The organism is Laceyella tengchongensis (genome assembly GCF_900182735.1).
Taxonomy (GTDB): domain Bacteria; phylum Bacillota; class Bacilli; order Thermoactinomycetales; family Thermoactinomycetaceae; genus Laceyella; species Laceyella tengchongensis.
This window is the reverse complement of record NZ_FXTU01000001.1, coordinates 315,882-331,429: the sequence shown is the minus strand read 5'-3', so window position 1 is coordinate 331,429 and position 15,548 is coordinate 315,882. Positions and strand designations below refer to the sequence as shown.

Sequence of the window (15,548 nt, the reverse complement as noted above, 5' to 3'; positions counted from 1 at the left end):
GTTATGAACCCCCACCTGCAATATTGGGATTGAATAACAAATGCAACAACGCAATAATCACGGCGGCAACCGTTCCAAACACGATGACTGATCCCGCCAATTTGAACATTTTTCCTCCAACCCCCAAAACCATCCCTTCACTGCGATGTTCAATCGCAGCCGAAGCCATGGAATTGGCAAAGCCCGTCACGGGTACCGCTGAGCCCGCTCCAGCCCATTGGCCGAATTTATCATATACTCCCAAGCTGGTGAAAATCACGGACAACAAGATCAGCGACGCCACCGTCGCGGTGGACGCTTGGTCTTCGGGAAGGCCAACCCATTTCATGTACATATCTTGCAACAATTGCCCTACGATGCACACACCTCCCCCGGCGATAAAGGCACGCAGGCAATTTTTGCCGACAGGGCGCGGGGGTTCATGTTTTTTAGCCAGCTTTTGATATTCTTGTTGCACAGGTGTCAGTTTCTTTTTTTGATCGTTTGCCATTGTTTCTCTCCCTAACTGATTAACTGTGGTTTGATTTCCTTGATCACTTTTTGCAATTGATGCGAGCTTTGCTCATACAGCTTTTTGGCTTGCTCATCGTCCGTCGACAGGCTAAACATCTCCAGGTCGGCCTCACATTTTTTCAGTGTGGCCAGCAACTTCGCTTTTTCTTGCGGCGGCTGGATCTGGATTTGATCATCATACAGATCGGTGTACAGCTGGCCGTCTGAGTCGACTTGGCCGATGAACACATTTTCCAATGCCACCCCTTGCTTCTCCAGCTCCGTTTGCAACCATCCGCGATTTAAACCCCGGGTGGCCAATTCTTCATCCAAGATCGCGCCGTCCTCGATTACCACATGGGGTTCGTCCTCATGACCGACCTGAAGCCCCAACATCTTGGCCGTGACTGGCCGCCTGTCCTTATACGGCAATACGTTGATATTTCCATTGGCTTCCATCACGGCAAATTCAACATCACTCACATTGAAAATGTTTTTGTTCCGCAATTGTGCCATCATCTCTTCAATAGTGATCCGTTCTTTTTTCAGGTTATCTTCCAGCACTTTTCCGTTTTTGATTAAGATGGTGGCTTTGCCATCAAGCCATTCCCTCGCTTTTTTGCTTTTCAATTGAAGGAGTTCAATTCCGAACGCTACCGTTGCCCAAATGGCTAATGAAACAATACCCAAGTGCCATTTTTCGCCCATTTCCAGAGGAATATAGGCCGCCAAGCTGCCAATGGTGATGCCGGTTATGTATTCAAAGAGTGACAGTTGGTTCACTTGCCTTTTTCCTAGCAACTTGGTTAGCACGAAAAGAATGATGATCGCCACCAACGTCCTTAGCGCCACTGCAATCCAATCCGGCATGAAGCCCGCCTCCCCTTGATTGGTGAAATCATTATTGCTTAGTATGATCTCTTTCCAGACGGATATGCATTTTTTTGGCATCATAATCAGATGTTAAATTGCGCAGATTAAGCCTATGACAATAATGAAAAGGAGGTTTTCCTATGACGATTGCATCCGATGTCAAAACCTGTGTCGCCTCGCTTAAAAGCGCCCAAGCCAGCTTAGAGCAATTCGCACTTAGCACCGAAAACAAACAAGCCAAACAGCTTTACACGCAAGCCGCGCAACAGACCCAACAAATCATCGATCAAATCACACCTCGCGTACAACAATTGGAAAACGAAGAACCCCAATACAAAGGGTTTTAAGCGCGGTAAAAAACCCGCTCCCAGAACTAAAAAGCTGGGAGCGGGTTTTTTTATTGCTTCAGTTGATAAGGAACAATAGTGACAATGACGCTTTTCATTTTGAGGAGATAGGCTAAAATGAGAAAACCGGACTGGTTGTGGAGAAAGCTGTGCCACCATTTTCTAGTGATAAATTGCGGCATGACCACGGTCACTCTGGTGTTCGTTTGCGCGGCCTTCTTTTTCATTAAGTCGATGAATTCACTCAGCGGCCCCAATACACTACGGTAGAGAGAATGCAAGGTCACCAGCCTCACTCCCGTCTGCCATTCGTTCCATTCCTTTTCCATGCGGTCGATAGCTTCCGGACTGGACCCCACATACACGGCCACCACATTGTCGGACAAGGATTTGGCATAATGGAGTGTTTGTTTGACCACAGTGGTGACACCAGCGACAGGCACAATCACCATGTTGTCCATGTTATCCAGATCTGTGATTTTTTGCGCCAGATTTACCCGTAGCTGTTCTCCCACCGCTTGATAGTGCTGATAGATTTTGTGGAAGACATACACACAGGCCGGAATAAAGACCAGCGTCATCCACACTTGGCCGAACTTGGTGATATAGAATATGGCTAAGATCAGATAACAAATCAGCGCACCCGACAAATTCACCAACAGCTTGCCGATCCATCCCGGTGGCTTTTCCCGCACCCATTTGACGATCATCCCGGTTTGGGACAAGGAAAATGGGATGAACACCCCGACCGCATAAAGGGGGATCAGGCTTTCCGTATGCCCGTTAAACACGATGATCAGGAGGATCGAAGCCAACCCCAAGGTAATGATCCCATTGGAGTAGCCCAGTCGGTCTCCCCGCACCATAAACGCCCGCGGCATATATTTGTCTTTAGCCAAGCTGTACGCCAACAACGGAAAGGCAGAAAATCCGGTATTAGCCGCCAGCACCAAAATCAACGCCGTCGTCCCTTGTAGAAAATAATAAAGGAGATTACGGCCGAAAATAGATGTGCCCAACTGCGACAAAACGGTTTCTGTTTTTGAAGGAACAATTCCGTACCAATAAGCTAAAAAAACGATGCCGGCAAAGAGCGTTGCCAGAATCCCCCCCATGAGCGCCAACGTGAAAGCGGCATTTTTCGGAGCCGGGTCCCTAAAATTGGGGATGGCATTGGAAATCGCTTCAACTCCGGTTAACGCGGAACACCCAGAGGAGAAAGCTTTCAGGATGAGGAACATGCTGACACCCATCACCGGCGTCCCCAACGGTGGTCGTGCATCGGCTGGAGCTTGACCGGTCAACACCTGATACAAACCCATGCCGATCATAATCATCAGAGACAGCACAAACAAATAGACAGGATAAGCTAGAACCGAAGCCGATTCAGTCAATCCCCTCAGATTCAACAACGTGAGCAACGCCACCAAGCCAACGGCAATCACCACATTATGGGGGTGTAGCGCCGGAAAAGCGGATGTGATAGCATCAGTGCCCGCTGACACGCTAACGGACACAGTCAAAATATAATCGATCAGCAAAGAGCCTCCAGCCACCAAACCATAGTGTTTCCCCAGATTCTCTTTAGCCACCATGTAGGCGCCTCCACCTTGGGGATAAGCGTAAATGATTTGCCGATAGGACAAGATCAAGGCACCCAACAGAACTAACACCCCGACTGCGATTGGCAAGGAATACCAGTAAGCCAGCATGCCGACCGCCGCCAAAACGATCAAAATTTGCTCCGGACCATAGGCGACCGATGACAAGGCATCAGACGAAAGAATGGCCAATGCCTTCACATTGCTTAATTTTTGACTATGCAACTCATTGGACCTGAGTGGTTTTCCAATTAATATGCGTTTAAACTGACTTACCATGCGGCTATTTCCTCCATTCACATGAAAACAAATCCTCTAACTCGACTCAGCATTAACCTGCCCCTGGCAAAAAGAAAAAACCACGAAAAAGAGAAACTCTTTTTCGTGGCTTGAATGCACGAAGTTTCCCTCCTCTCATTTGCGCTTACGAGGTTAGCTGACGGATTCGGGTCATGAGAGTAACCCTACCCAAGCATTGCCTGGGATTCACCCCTGTAGATTGGTTCCCCCGCTCACTAGGATTCAGCGACGATGAGTCTATTATGGAATTAATCGTATATTACTCCCATCAACTAGCGTTGTAAAGAGGCAAGTTAGTTAGTGCCATAGCGATCTCTGCCCTTTCATCCCCTAGGACATCTAGTCTTGGCGATCGGTGCCAAAAAGAAAAGGCCCGCTTGGGCCTGAGAGGCTGGTTACCTATGATTTTTTGGCGACTCTCAACACCAGTGAGACAGGCGGTAAGCCATTCAAGTGGCCATTCCAATCACATATAGCCGACCGTTCAAGGCAAACGAAGCGCGTCCGGTTTCTTCGGACACCACAATCACAATCGCATCGCTCAATTCGCTCAATCCCAAGGCGGCCCGATGCCGGGTGCCCAATTTTTGGTCATCCTCTACCTCTTTGTTTGACAAAGGTAGCACGTGAGCAGCGGAAACGATCTTGTCATCTTGAAACAACACCGCGCCATCATGCAAGGGGCTGCCCGGATAAAAAATCGACTCCAAAAGCGAGCTGGAAAACTTCGCCTGGATCATCGTCCCATGGGCAAGCAATGAAGATAACGGGTCTTGGCGTTGCACCACGATCAACGCTCCGTGCTTCCGCTCCGACAGATGGGCGATACTTTGTAGCAAGCCTACATATTGGTTGGTGAAAGGCGATAGATAGCATTGCAAGTAAAAAGATGAAGCCAACGCTTCACTCATCACGATTTGATTTCTTATGCTTCTAAACTCGCCCAGCAAGCATTTGTCCTCATCATCTACCACTTCCAAAAAGCGGTTGATCTGATCGGCAACAGCCAACAAATTTTGGACAAGCTGCTTTTTCAAAACCGACGTATCGCAATCGTTCACACTCATGTCTACACCTCAAACATCACAGATGGGAGGGGATGCACCTGATCCACTCATCAACCAGCGTTCCCCCGCTCCTCCCACCTTATCCACGAGTGGCAGATCTTCACCGCGACTAAGCTTCTGACAGGGTCTTAACCATCAGCACATGGGGAATACCGTCTTCCATGAACACGGCTGACGCAGTAGTGTAGCCCAACTTTTTGTAAAAGCCTTCCGCATGCGTTTGCGCATGCAATTTGGCTGAGGTGGCGCCTTGTTCCCGCGCCACTTCCTCCAACGCGCGGATGATCACTTTGCCCAATCCGTGTTTGCGGTACGCGGGCAAAATGCAGATACGTTCCAGCTTGGCAACGCCTTCCACCATTCGCACCCTACCCGTTCCAACCGGTTGCCCCTCGGCATGCACGAGGATGTGCACGGCTTGTTCCTCATGCTCATCAAATTCGTCTTCCAACAGCACGCCTTGCTCTTCAACAAACACGGTCCGCCTAATCCGAAATGCCGCCTCCAATTCCTCTTTTCCGACTACCCGTTTCGCTTCCATCATTGCACCATCCCTTTCTGCCATAGGCATGCCCGCAACTTACCACTTCAGTATAATCCATACCCATATTTTTGAGAACGTGACTGCCAGCTGCTCGCCAACCTTTGACACGTATAAAACGCGCCTGCATCGAGCGGGCGCGTTTCACCTAACCATTCCTTTATACTTTAGTGGGGCTCTCATTGTTCGCATGGGCGCGCAACACATACTTCAACACCTTGCCCATGCTGTTTTTTGGCAACTCATTGATAAATTCCACATCGATCAACTTATAATCGGCCAGATGGCGCCGCGCATGGGCCATAACATCATCCTCTGTCAACGTAGCACCGTCGGCTTTAACCACATATGCCCGGGGAAGCTCACCCCACACAGGGTCTTTTACCCCTACCACAGCCACTTCCGCAACGCCGTCCAGTTGCTGGATCACGTCTTCCACTTGGGCGGGGAACACTTTCTCTCCCCCGCAGATCACCATGTCCCGCAGGCGGTCGATCACATACAGGTAGCCGTCTTCATCCAATTTCCCCACATCTTTGGTATAATACCAGCCGTTTTTCAGCACCTTGTCCGTTTCCTCTTGATTATTCCAATAACCTGCGAACACCGAGTCGCCGCGCACCACAATCTCCCCGATCTCCCCTGTCGGGCATTCTTGCCCTGTCAGCGGATCAAGGATTTTGATTTGAGTTAGATACAGCCCCTTGCCGGCCGAATGGCATCGATTCAAGTCCATCTCCGGCAAGAAGTACGTAATCGCGCCCGTGTATTCTGTCGCACCGTACACTTGGATGATAGAGAAGCCGAGATCGTCAAACTCCCTGATGAATCGTTCGGGAACCCGGGACCCGCCACAGACGATTCCCCGCAGGCTGAACAAGTCCTTGTCGATCGTCTTCAACATTTCCAACATAAACGGCAACATCGCCGGCACCGACATCATGTTGTTGATCTTCTCTTCGTCAATCAGCTCCCACAATTGGGAAGGGGTGAAGTTGGGCGCCATTACCAACGTAATACCGCGAATTAAAGCGTTGACGATAAACACCATCCCACTGACGTGAAACAGTGGCGTCACAAACAAAAAGCGATCAGCAAAACGCAAATCAAGCGTGTTGACATTGGCTACTCCCGCCGCGTACACATTGGCATGGGTACACATCACGCCTTTGGGCTGGCCGGTGGTACCAGATGTATAAATGATCATGGCAGTATCCCATTCAGTGACCGTCGCGGCCGGCTCCTTAGTGGAGGCGATTTCAAAGATGCTCTTGAAATGCTCGTCCATCTCTTCTCCCACCGCTGCGCGGATCACTTTTTCGACACATGGAGGAAGCGAGGTCAGTGCCTCCCTGAACTCTTCATCGTAAAACAGGATTTTCGCTTGGCAGTCCTCAACGATGTATCGAACCTCGGCCGGTTTCAACCGTGTGTTGATCGGCACGGCAATGGCACCGATCTTGGCTGCAGCCAAATATATGATAGGAAAAGCGTATGTATTCTTGCAAATAAATGCAACGCGGTCGCCAGGTTCCACGTGCAAATCCAATAGATAGTTAGCCAATTGATTAACCTTTTCTTTATATTCTTGGAACGTTATCCGTTCACCATGACTCACCAAGGCTTCTAGTCCTGGTGATAATGCGGCACGCGCATCCAACAGTTTGCCAATCGTTGTCATGTTGTTAACCTCCCCCAAGATGCATGTCCGATATAAATGATAATAATACCTATCCAAATAATATACAAACCAGAATCTTTCCGTTCGATGGACTGAAATCTATCACGATCATCTATACATACAAAAAAGTCCTTTTTCCGAAACTTCTCGAAAAAAGGGCTTTTCGTTTAGGACATATTTGATAAAAACGTTTTTCCATTTATTTCACGTCTGATGAAGCACGCGCCCACTTGTTTTGCCAGACAGTCCTAGGGGCTTCCTTGGTAATGAGGTGATGCTCCCTAGAATTGCAAACACAAATAGCTCAATGTTCCCAAGTCATAACTACGGTGTAGCACTTTAGCTTCCGCCTGCGGACTTCCGCTACCCATGGTGATGAAAAGCGGGACAAAGTGTTCTGGTGTGGGGACAGCCATGTCGGCATAAGGGGCCAACTCTGCGTAACGAAACAAGTTGTCCCAATCCTTGGTTCGCACCTTTTCCACTAGCCAATCGTCAAAGGCGACAGCCCAAGGCTCAGGGGTGGTCTGTTCCCACTTGAGCGCCCGCAAATTATGGACTGTCACACCGCTTCCGATAACCAAGATCCCTTCGGCTCCGATTCCGCGCAAGCATGCCCCTATATTAAACTGAGTCTCAGGAGGCAAAAAAGAATTGACAGAAAGCTGGATCACTGGTATATCGGCTTGGGGGTACATGCGATGCAACAGCGTCCATGAACCATGATCCAATCCCCGTGAGCGATCTTTACGAACCTCGATCCCACCATCCGTAAACATCTCAGCCAATCGCTCAGCTAACTGCACCGACCCTTTGGCCGGGTAGCGAAGGGCGTATAGCTCTTCTGGAAAACCATAAAAATCGTGAATCGTTTCATACACGCCATCAGTGAAGGAAATGCTTTGCACTTCACTCTCCCAATGCGCTGAAAAAATGACAATCGCTTTCGGTTTGAGCGTTTGGCCGAGTCGCTCAAGAAACTGCGTGTAATCTGTCTGTTCGATAGCCAACATCGGCGATCCATGCGCCAAAAATAAGGCGGGAAGCATGAAAACCCCTCCGAACGTACGATGAGTTTTAAATTACTTTATGTTAGTTACTTTATATAAATAAATCGTCTACGTCAAGAAAGAGCGCTTCTCAGCTTCCCTCTATTATGCCCAAAACGAAACAGAGATGAGCAAAAGGATTCTCCCGATCGACCCAATCATGACTGGATAGCGCCACAGGCAACCCGTTTTCCGGAATCCCCCGCAGGGTCTGTTTTCAAATCATCTTGTCCTTCATGGATAACCAAGGACGTACCCCCGCTTTTAAACAACGAATGCGGTTGGCCTTTGGCCAGGGTGACTCCCTTCGCCACTTGCTCGCTGTGCGCATTGCCATTTGCATCAGCGACGATATTATCCAAATCGCCGGCATGGGCACCGTTGGAGTTCAACTTTCCATGCGCTTTGTGATGAGGATTAAAATGTCCGCCCGCCGATTTGAAATCAGGCGCCGTGCATTGACCCGTTTCATGGATGTGGAAACCATGTGGCCCTGGTGAAAGCTTGCTCGCCTTGAGCTGGATTTTCACCCCTTCTCCGGCCTTCTCTTCTGTTAACACCGCGGTGCCGATCTTAACCCCTTGCGAATTCAACAGGTTGACAGTGACAGACGTCTGGTTATCGCTAACGGGTGCATTGCTGGCACAACCCGTCACGGCTAAACAAGCCCAAACGAGACATCCCCATTTGAAATACAAACTTCCCAACTCCCCTCAACTTTTCCATTTATTCATTATTTTAACAACATTGATCACGTGTCAAGCGGGCGATGGGAAATCGACCCACTGCAAAGCAGCTGTCCAGGCATTTTACCAAGATTATTTTCTATAAAATAATATTTCTAAAATTGACAAGCCACGTCATTTCTCATTTTCGTATAATAAAAAGAGAAGCTACAAAGGAGGCGCCGCATGGATCTGCACATCATTTTTTGGGGGTGCCTAGCCGGCGGATTCCTGTTCGCCATTGTCATGCTTTTGATTGGAGACGGCCTCATGGATGTCGACATCGGCATCCCAGCTATTCATCCGGTCACCCTGATTGGGGCGATCACCGTGTTCGGCGGAGCTGGATTAATTCTAAGCCAAGCCACCTCACTCTCCAGCATTGCCAGTCTAGCCGGGGCGCTTATCTTAGCCGTGATTTCCTCCATTCTCTTGTACATCGGTATTGTGCGGCCAAGTAAATTTGCGGAAAATTCCACTGGGTTTCGCTTGGCCGATTTGCGGGGTAAAAAAGGAGAAGTGACAGTCACAATTCCCAGCCATGGTTTTGGAGAAGTCATGATTCTTACCGCCGCTGGCCAAACCAATCAAATTGCCGCAAGCTACGAGCAAACAGAAATTCCCATGGGTTCCACCGTAATCGTCATCGACGTGAAAGACCAAGTTTTATATGTATCTTCACGCTAGCTATCGAAATTGAAAGGAGATTGATGCATTTGGCAACATTCGAAATTATTTTGGTCGTATTCGCTGCATTGGTTTTTCTTGGGATAGCCTTTTGGGCCCGTTACAAAACCGTAGGCGCAGATGAAGCCATGATTGTCACCGGAAGCATGTTGGGAAGCAAAAATGTATTGACCGATGACGCTAACAAGAAAATCAAAATCATTCGCGGCGGTGGCGCTTTTATCGTTCCCATCTTCCAACGGGCCGAAAAATTGAGCCTACTGTCCCATAAGTTGACTGTTTCCACCCCTGAAGTCTACACCGAACAAGGCGTGCCGATCATGGTGGACGGCGTCGCCATCATCAAGATCGGCGGGGCTTTGGAAGATGTGGCGACAGCAGCTGAGCAGTTCATGGGCAAAAGTGATGACGTATTGAACGACGAAGCCCGTGAAGTGCTGGAAGGGCATCTGCGCGCCATTCTTGGCACGATGACAGTAGAAGAAGTGTACAAAAACCGGGAGAAATTCGCCCAAGAAGTGCAAACCGTCGCCGCACGCGACCTGAAGAAAATGGGCTTGCAGATCGTGTCGTTCACCATCAAAGACGTGCGCGACAAAAACGGCTACCTCGAAGCACTCGGCCGGCCCCGCATCGCCATGGTGCGCCGCGACGCCGACATCGCCGAAGCCAACGCCATCCGCGACACAGAAATCCAAACCGCCAAAGCGCGTGAAGAAGGAACCAAAGCTTCCCTCATTTCTGAAACCAACATCGCTGAAGCGCAAAAGAACAAAGAACTGCGCATCTCCGAATTTAAAATCGAACAGGATATGAAACGGGCGGAAGCAGACCAAGCTTACCATTTGCAAGAGAACCGTTTTAAACAACAAGTGGTTCGCGAACAGATGGAAATCGAACTGGTCAAAAAGCAAAAAATGATCGAATTGGAAGAAAAAGAAATTACACGCCGTGAAAAACAATACGATGCCGAAGTACGCAAAAAAGCAGACGCCGACCGCTACGCCAAAGAACAGGAAGCCAAGGCTCTCCGCTTTGAACAGGAAGCCCGCGCCCTAGCAGAAGCCTCTACGATCAAGGCCAAAGGGAATGCCGAAGCGGAAGCAGTCAAAGCCAAAGGATTGGCTAAAGCGGAAGTAGAGAAATTGGAAGGGATTGCCCAAGCAGAAGTCATCCGTGCCAAAGGGTTGGCAGAAGCAGAAGCCAAACAAAAGCTGGCGGAAGCGTTTGAAAGTTACGGGCAAGCCGCTGTGCTTGATCTCATCGCCAAAATGCTGCCTGAACTAGCTAAACAAGTCGCTCAACCGCTGAGCAACATCGATAAGTTGACCGTGGTTGACGCTTCTGGCGAAAACGGCCAAGGTGCCGCCAAAGTGAGCAATTATGTCACCAATTTGATGGCGCAAACTCCGGAAATGCTAAAAAGCGTCTCCGGCATCGACTTGAATCAAATCATCCAAGGGTTGACCCAAACCAACCATATTCCGGTCAAATCGGCGGAACCGACTGCGAAATTAACAGAGAAAGAATAACAAAAAACTCCAGGCACGCTACAGTGCCTGGAGTTTTTTCATCTATTGTTCGGCTTAAGCGGCTTGTTTGTCTTCCCGTTGCTCACTTAAGCGGATTCGTTTTAAAAACAGTGTGAACACAGCTCCTACCACAACAAAGATCAATCCATACAAAAACACTTGATGAAGAGAAGAGACAAGGGCGTCCTTAAGAATGGGGACGATCATGTCTGCCACCTGCGCCGGCATTTGCCGCAACATGTCAGGGTTTAACAAGCCAGAGTACAACCCTTGCGGGTCCGTCTCCACCATCTTTTTGAAGTGAGCCGTCAACTGGTTTGCCTCCGCCGGCAACTTCTCCAAATGGGGCAACAACTGGTCACTCAGAGTTTTAGTAGAGTGATGGTTCATAATCGCCCCCAACACCGTCATGCCAAAGGTGCCGCCAATCTGACGGAAAAACTGGCTAGACGAGGTGACTACCCCCAACTGGTTTTTGGGAAAGCTCTCTTGCAACGCCAGGGTAATGGTTGGCATGACTAGACCCATCCCCAATCCCACCACCATCATGTACAAAGTGGCCACCAGCTGAGTGGTAGTTTCGGTCATGGTCGTCATGAAACCAAAGCCTATGGCGATGATAATCATGCCCGCGACGATCTGCGCCTTGACGCCGATTTTATAAACAATGCGGCCGCCAATAATGCTGGACACAATCATCGTAATCATCATGGGTGTCATGATCGTTCCTGATTCGGTCGCGCTCACACCCACCACGCCTTGCATGAATAACGGAACAAACATGATGGCCCCAAACATGCCCACGCTCATGAAAAAGCCGATGCCGTTGAGCAAGGTGAAAAGCTTGTTTTTAAACAAGTGCATCGGCAAGATTGGCTCTTCTACTTTTGTTTCGATCATCACAAATGCACTGAGGGAAACAAACGCCACAGCGAACATCCCTAGAATTTGCCAAGAATCCCAATCGTAATCGACTCCACCCAGCGTCAGAGCCAACAACAAGCTGACTACCCCGATCACCATGGTGAAGATACCGCCCACATCGATCTTGACTGGGCCAGTTGCCTTATGCGATTTCAAACCCTTGGCGATCAAGATTGTCGCCACAATGCCGACAGGCAAATTAATATAAAACACCCAATGCCAATCCCAATAATCCACAATCCAACCGCCCACTTGCGGCCCGATCACGGAAGAAATCCCATACAGCGCGCCAAAAACACCCTGCCATTTGGCGCGTTCTTTACCGACAAATAGATCCCCGATGATAATCATGGCCATGGGCATCATGATACCGCCGCCAAGGCCTTGGAACGCACGAAAAACAATCAGCTGCGTCATATCCTGCGCCAGTCCGCACAAAGCGGAGCCGATCATAAATACCACCAAACCGGTGACATAAATCGCTTTTCTCCCCATCAAATCCGCCAATTTACCGGTGATGGGCACAACCGTGGTCGATGTCAGCATATAAGCGGTGGTCAGCCAGGTCATCAAGCTCAGTCCGCCCAGATCTCCGACGATCCGCGGCATCGCCGTTCCCACAATCGTGCCTTCCAATGCTGCAAACAGCATGGCGATGATCAGTCCCGCAATCAACCAACCGCGGTTAGTCTCTTTCGATTGCGGCGACTCAATCGTGGCTTGTTGCTGAGAAATTTCTGCCATATGAGTACCTCATTTCAAATATATAATTTTAACAAGCGATGATTTCTAATCGTTCGCGGATGAGAAAAAACATCTTGTTCTGTTCTTCCTCTTGCGAACTCCTTTCTATTCAGGCGTAATGCCCGCGATTTTTTCACACAAGTCCGTAAGCATCCGAATCTCGGCCTCGGACAGATGCGTCAACTGCTCTTTGAGAATGTTTAAACGCTTGCTCTTGATCCCTTCCAATCGTTCCTTTCCACCCTCGGTCAAACGAAGGCGGACAATTCTGCGATCCGCCTCGTCATGTTCCCGTGAGACAAACCCATGGTGTACTAGCCGGTCGATAATCGTCGTCACCGCACTGGGTTTCACCTCCATCCACTTGGCCAAGTCGGACACTTTGCTTCCCCCATTCTTCAGCAGATAGAGCAAAATGTAAAATTGGGTTGAAGTTACTCCTTCCTCTTCCAAGCTCTTTTTCAACCCAGGCTTCATCTGCTCCATCGCCAGCATGATTGCACGGAACAATCGGTTGATGTAGGAGTCCATATTTTGAATGATCATCACCCCAAATATTAAACCGCACAATTAATTATATGACATGAATATAACACAAACCTAAATATTAATGTCAGTTAACCTTTTTGTCAAGAAAATAACTTCTCTCCACACAGAAAAACCCCGCGCGGCAAAAGCCAGCACGGGGAGTGCTCATCGATTAGGGGGATTTTTGCAATAGATGCCAGATGATCCCAGAGAAAACGGCGAATGGAATCAATTTGAGAACCACTTTGACAACAAACACTAATTTGAGATCCAATAACACCCGATAGACGATGTCCACCACCGCCACCTGCCGCCTGAAAGTATATTTCCGATAACCCATGGCGTAAAACCACAAGATCAGGATGGAAATGACCGCGGTGATGTTCCACATGGTCAAGCCATCGAACCGTTTCAAGAGCCACCCGCCAAGAATCGGGCCCACGCACAAACCAAGCTGTGCGAAATTGGCCGCCCCATAATAAGCGCCGCGGTATTTCTCATCTGCCAATTGATCCGTCAGTTGGTTGGTGACGGGAAAGATAAACATCTCGCCAAAGGTGAGAAGCGACATGCCTACTATAAACATGAGTGGATTTTCATTCACTGAAAAACAGTAAAAGCCCAACGTATACAAACAAGAGCCCAACACGATGCTACTGAGCGGATGTTTCTTCTCTGCCCATTTGGAAATCAGCCGTTGCACTAAAATCACCAGGCCCGCGTTAATCACAAGCAAGATGGGATAAATCTTGCTACCGTCCGGAATTTCATTGGACAAGTAGATGGGCAAATTGGATTCCATCTGGGCGTAAACCATAAAAAACAACATGCCCCCCAAGATATAATAACCCAATGCCCGATCTCGGGTGATAACCCGCAGGCAGTTGACCAAATGCGCCCGCCGTTTGGTCGGAGGCTTGTTCAACCGGTGACGGTAGCGGGAAAGCCGAGAACGAAGCATCACGCTATATAAGGCAAAAATGGCTCCCGCAACGGCAAAGGTCTGAATGCCGAGCCAGTGAAACAAATACGCCCCCAGCATGGGACCCGTCACCATTCCCACATTCAGAGCCACATAACGGTAACTAAATACCTGCAACCGCTTTTCTTCTGACGTCAAATCTGACATACATGCTTGAGAAATCGGGTCAAAAAATGACCGAAACAATCCATGCAAAAAACTCAACACAATAAAATGCACATACTCCGACGCAAACAAATACATGAAAAAAATGCTTGTCCAACCGATCATGGTCAAGTTTAATATACGCCTACGCCCGAACAGATCGGACAATCCTCCGCCGATGATCCCCCCGATCGCCCCTCCAAGGCCGGACATACCGATGACAACCCCTGTTTGAAAGGAGTTAAAATGGAATGTCGACGTCAAGTAAAAGGCTAAAAACGGCAAACTCATAAAAGCGGCAACGCGGATGAGCGCCGTTCCAAAAAGGAGAAAGATAACAAGCGGATGCAAGTGTTTTTGTAAATATCTGTCTGCGCGCGATGGGTATGATTTCGTTTCAATCATTACAAATATCACCCCGCAGCCCCTATTTCAATTTTAAAGTTTCAATAAAAAATTTCGCCGATGATTTTTTCATTATTTGTGAACAGTAAAATAAAATTCGATGACAGAGAAACTTTTTCCCCCTTTTCTCACAGCGAAAAATCCGCACTTCGTCCAAAACTCTTCTATTGTCCTGTATTCCAATCCATTCCTTTGGTGTCAATAAACTGAAAAGAACACCCAACCGCCAGGGGATTGGATGTTCTTTTCGGTTCATTTTGAATCCAGCATGCGGTCGATGTAGCGGATGACCGCATCGGGGTTTCCCAATACAGAACGTGCACGCTCTTCATCTTTTGCCAATTTGTCTAACGCTTTTTGCAATACCTCCTCTTCTAACGCGCGCGGAATCACGATCACCCCATCCGCGTCACCCACGATCATGTCCCCCGGATGGATCGGAGCCCCTCCGCAGGAAATGGGCACACCCGTTTGTCCCGCCCCCGCTTTGCCGCTGGCGGCCACAGTCGTCCCCCGACAAAAGACGGGGAACCCCAACGCCTTGATGTCGACCGAATCCCGAATGACACCATCCACAACCAGCCCGCCCAATCCCATCGTTTGGGCCATGCCCACCACAAAATCACCGGCTATGGCATTATTCACGTAGCCTTTGGCATCAATGACCACAATATCCCCAGGCTTTGCCTCTTTGATCGCCTTCAGAACGGCCAAGTTGTCGTTCGCCGGCAGATTGACCGTATACGCCCGGCCTGCGATCTTATACTTCTCTTGCAGCGGCTTGATGGCAGGATCAAGGCTGTTCATCCCTTTCATCGCATCGGAGATGCAAGTGGTGGGAATTTCTTTGAATTGGTTGACGATCGGCTCCATCTCGCTTCCTCCTAGTCTAGCTCATAATGAGAAGTCGGTTGATCACAACCGAA

15 protein-coding genes and 1 riboswitch are annotated in these 15,548 nt (G+C 49.0%); of the genes, 3 read left to right on the top strand and 12 right to left on the bottom strand.

The annotated features are described in order from the left end of the window. Position 1: 1 nt before the first annotated feature. Positions 2-490 carry a stage V sporulation protein AC gene (gene spoVAC, locus QQZ12_RS01590; RefSeq protein ID WP_102991709.1) on the bottom strand — a complete coding sequence of 163 codons (489 nt, stop codon included), beginning with the start codon at positions 488-490 and terminating at the stop codon, positions 2-4. An 11-nt stretch (positions 491-501) separates the two neighbouring features. After that, positions 502-1,362 (bottom strand): DUF421 domain-containing protein, encoded by an 861-nt coding sequence (locus tag QQZ12_RS01585; protein WP_102991708.1) that lies wholly within the window; start codon positions 1,360-1,362, stop codon positions 502-504. 143 nt (positions 1,363-1,505) lie between these two features. Between QQZ12_RS01585 and QQZ12_RS01580 the strand changes: the two genes are divergently transcribed. Then, complete coding sequence (locus QQZ12_RS01580; RefSeq protein WP_022737225.1) at positions 1,506-1,712, top strand: DUF1657 domain-containing protein; 207 nt, start codon at positions 1,506-1,508, stop codon at positions 1,710-1,712. Between the two features lie 50 nt (positions 1,713-1,762). Here QQZ12_RS01580 and QQZ12_RS01575 read toward each other — a convergent pair whose 3' ends face one another. From QQZ12_RS01575 to QQZ12_RS01550, 6 genes are all read right to left on the bottom strand, one after another. Further along, a complete protein-coding gene (locus tag QQZ12_RS01575) occupies positions 1,763-3,592 on the bottom strand; it encodes an APC family permease (RefSeq protein WP_102991707.1) in 1,830 nt (609 codons plus the stop codon). A gap of 127 nt (positions 3,593-3,719) precedes the next feature. Next, positions 3,720-3,851: riboswitch (cyclic di-AMP (ydaO/yuaA leader) on the bottom strand. A 211-nt stretch (positions 3,852-4,062) separates the two neighbouring features. Beyond that, positions 4,063-4,680 carry a sporulation-specific diadenylate cyclase CdaS gene (gene cdaS / locus QQZ12_RS01570; RefSeq protein WP_154986291.1) on the bottom strand — a complete coding sequence of 206 codons (618 nt, stop codon included), beginning with the start codon at positions 4,678-4,680 and terminating at the stop codon, positions 4,063-4,065. 109 nt (positions 4,681-4,789) lie between these two features. Next, positions 4,790-5,221: a GNAT family N-acetyltransferase gene (locus QQZ12_RS01565; protein WP_106343105.1), complete on the bottom strand. Its 432-nt coding sequence runs from the start codon at positions 5,219-5,221 to the stop codon at positions 4,790-4,792. Between the two features lie 160 nt (positions 5,222-5,381). Next, entirely contained in the window at positions 5,382-6,902 is a 1,521-nt protein-coding gene (locus QQZ12_RS01560; RefSeq protein ID WP_102991704.1) for a class I adenylate-forming enzyme family protein, read from the bottom strand. 281 nt (positions 6,903-7,183) lie between these two features. Continuing rightward, positions 7,184-7,951, bottom strand: a complete 768-nt coding sequence (locus tag QQZ12_RS01555; RefSeq protein ID WP_284723862.1) for a dioxygenase family protein — start codon at positions 7,949-7,951, stop codon at positions 7,184-7,186. A gap of 158 nt (positions 7,952-8,109) precedes the next feature. Continuing rightward, a complete protein-coding gene (locus QQZ12_RS01550; RefSeq protein ID WP_223248038.1) occupies positions 8,110-8,649 on the bottom strand; it encodes a superoxide dismutase family protein in 540 nt (179 codons plus the stop codon). A gap of 213 nt (positions 8,650-8,862) precedes the next feature. On the opposite strand from QQZ12_RS01550, the gene QQZ12_RS01545 reads away from it, so the two are divergent. Together QQZ12_RS01545 and floT are read left to right on the top strand one after the other, a co-directional pair. Further along, the gene (locus QQZ12_RS01545; RefSeq protein ID WP_102991701.1) at positions 8,863-9,363 is read left to right on the top strand and encodes an NfeD family membrane protein; all 501 of its coding nucleotides are present in this window, start codon (positions 8,863-8,865) and stop codon (positions 9,361-9,363) included. A gap of 23 nt (positions 9,364-9,386) precedes the next feature. Further along, positions 9,387-10,895, top strand: a complete 1,509-nt coding sequence (floT, locus tag QQZ12_RS01540) for a flotillin lipid rafts scaffold protein FloT (RefSeq protein WP_102991700.1) — start codon at positions 9,387-9,389, stop codon at positions 10,893-10,895. A gap of 54 nt (positions 10,896-10,949) precedes the next feature. Here floT and QQZ12_RS01535 read toward each other — a convergent pair whose 3' ends face one another. The 4 genes from QQZ12_RS01535 to QQZ12_RS01520 form a co-directional block, all read right to left on the bottom strand. Then, entirely contained in the window at positions 10,950-12,563 is a 1,614-nt protein-coding gene (locus QQZ12_RS01535; RefSeq protein WP_154986290.1) for an MDR family MFS transporter, read from the bottom strand. Positions 12,564-12,668: 105 nt separating this feature from the next. Next, complete coding sequence (locus QQZ12_RS01530) at positions 12,669-13,109, bottom strand: MarR family winged helix-turn-helix transcriptional regulator (protein WP_102991698.1); 441 nt, start codon at positions 13,107-13,109, stop codon at positions 12,669-12,671. A gap of 154 nt (positions 13,110-13,263) precedes the next feature. Then, complete coding sequence (locus QQZ12_RS01525; RefSeq protein WP_102991697.1) at positions 13,264-14,622, bottom strand: MDR family MFS transporter; 1,359 nt, start codon at positions 14,620-14,622, stop codon at positions 13,264-13,266. Positions 14,623-14,874: 252 nt separating this feature from the next. Further along, entirely contained in the window at positions 14,875-15,495 is a 621-nt protein-coding gene (locus QQZ12_RS01520) for an RraA family protein (protein WP_102991696.1), read from the bottom strand. Positions 15,496-15,548: the final 53 nt, after the last annotated feature.

Bases quoted from the DNA above. Each gene is read 5' to 3' on its own strand.
- spoVAC (WP_102991709.1), bottom strand. From the start codon at position 490: ATGGCAAACGATCAAAAAAAGAAACTGACACCTGTGCAACAAGAATAT.
- QQZ12_RS01585 (WP_102991708.1), bottom strand. From the start codon at position 1,362: ATGCCGGATTGGATTGCAGTGGCGCTAAGGACGTTGGTGGCGATCATC.
- QQZ12_RS01580 (WP_022737225.1), top strand. From the start codon at position 1,506: ATGACGATTGCATCCGATGTCAAAACCTGTGTCGCCTCGCTTAAAAGC.
- QQZ12_RS01575 (WP_102991707.1), bottom strand. From the start codon at position 3,592: ATGGTAAGTCAGTTTAAACGCATATTAATTGGAAAACCACTCAGGTCC.
- cdaS (WP_154986291.1), bottom strand. From the start codon at position 4,680: ATGAGTGTGAACGATTGCGATACGTCGGTTTTGAAAAAGCAGCTTGTC.
- QQZ12_RS01565 (WP_106343105.1), bottom strand. From the start codon at position 5,221: ATGGAAGCGAAACGGGTAGTCGGAAAAGAGGAATTGGAGGCGGCATTT.
- QQZ12_RS01560 (WP_102991704.1), bottom strand. From the start codon at position 6,902: ATGACAACGATTGGCAAACTGTTGGATGCGCGTGCCGCATTATCACCA.
- QQZ12_RS01555 (WP_284723862.1), bottom strand. From the start codon at position 7,951: ATGCTTCCCGCCTTATTTTTGGCGCATGGATCGCCGATGTTGGCTATC.
- QQZ12_RS01545 (WP_102991701.1), top strand. From the start codon at position 8,863: ATGGATCTGCACATCATTTTTTGGGGGTGCCTAGCCGGCGGATTCCTG.
- floT (WP_102991700.1), top strand. From the start codon at position 9,387: ATGCATTTGGCAACATTCGAAATTATTTTGGTCGTATTCGCTGCATTG.
- QQZ12_RS01535 (WP_154986290.1), bottom strand. From the start codon at position 12,563: ATGGCAGAAATTTCTCAGCAACAAGCCACGATTGAGTCGCCGCAATCG.
- QQZ12_RS01530 (WP_102991698.1), bottom strand. From the start codon at position 13,109: ATGATCATTCAAAATATGGACTCCTACATCAACCGATTGTTCCGTGCA.
- QQZ12_RS01525 (WP_102991697.1), bottom strand. From the start codon at position 14,622: ATGATTGAAACGAAATCATACCCATCGCGCGCAGACAGATATTTACAA.
- QQZ12_RS01520 (WP_102991696.1), bottom strand. From the start codon at position 15,495: ATGGAGCCGATCGTCAACCAATTCAAAGAAATTCCCACCACTTGCATC.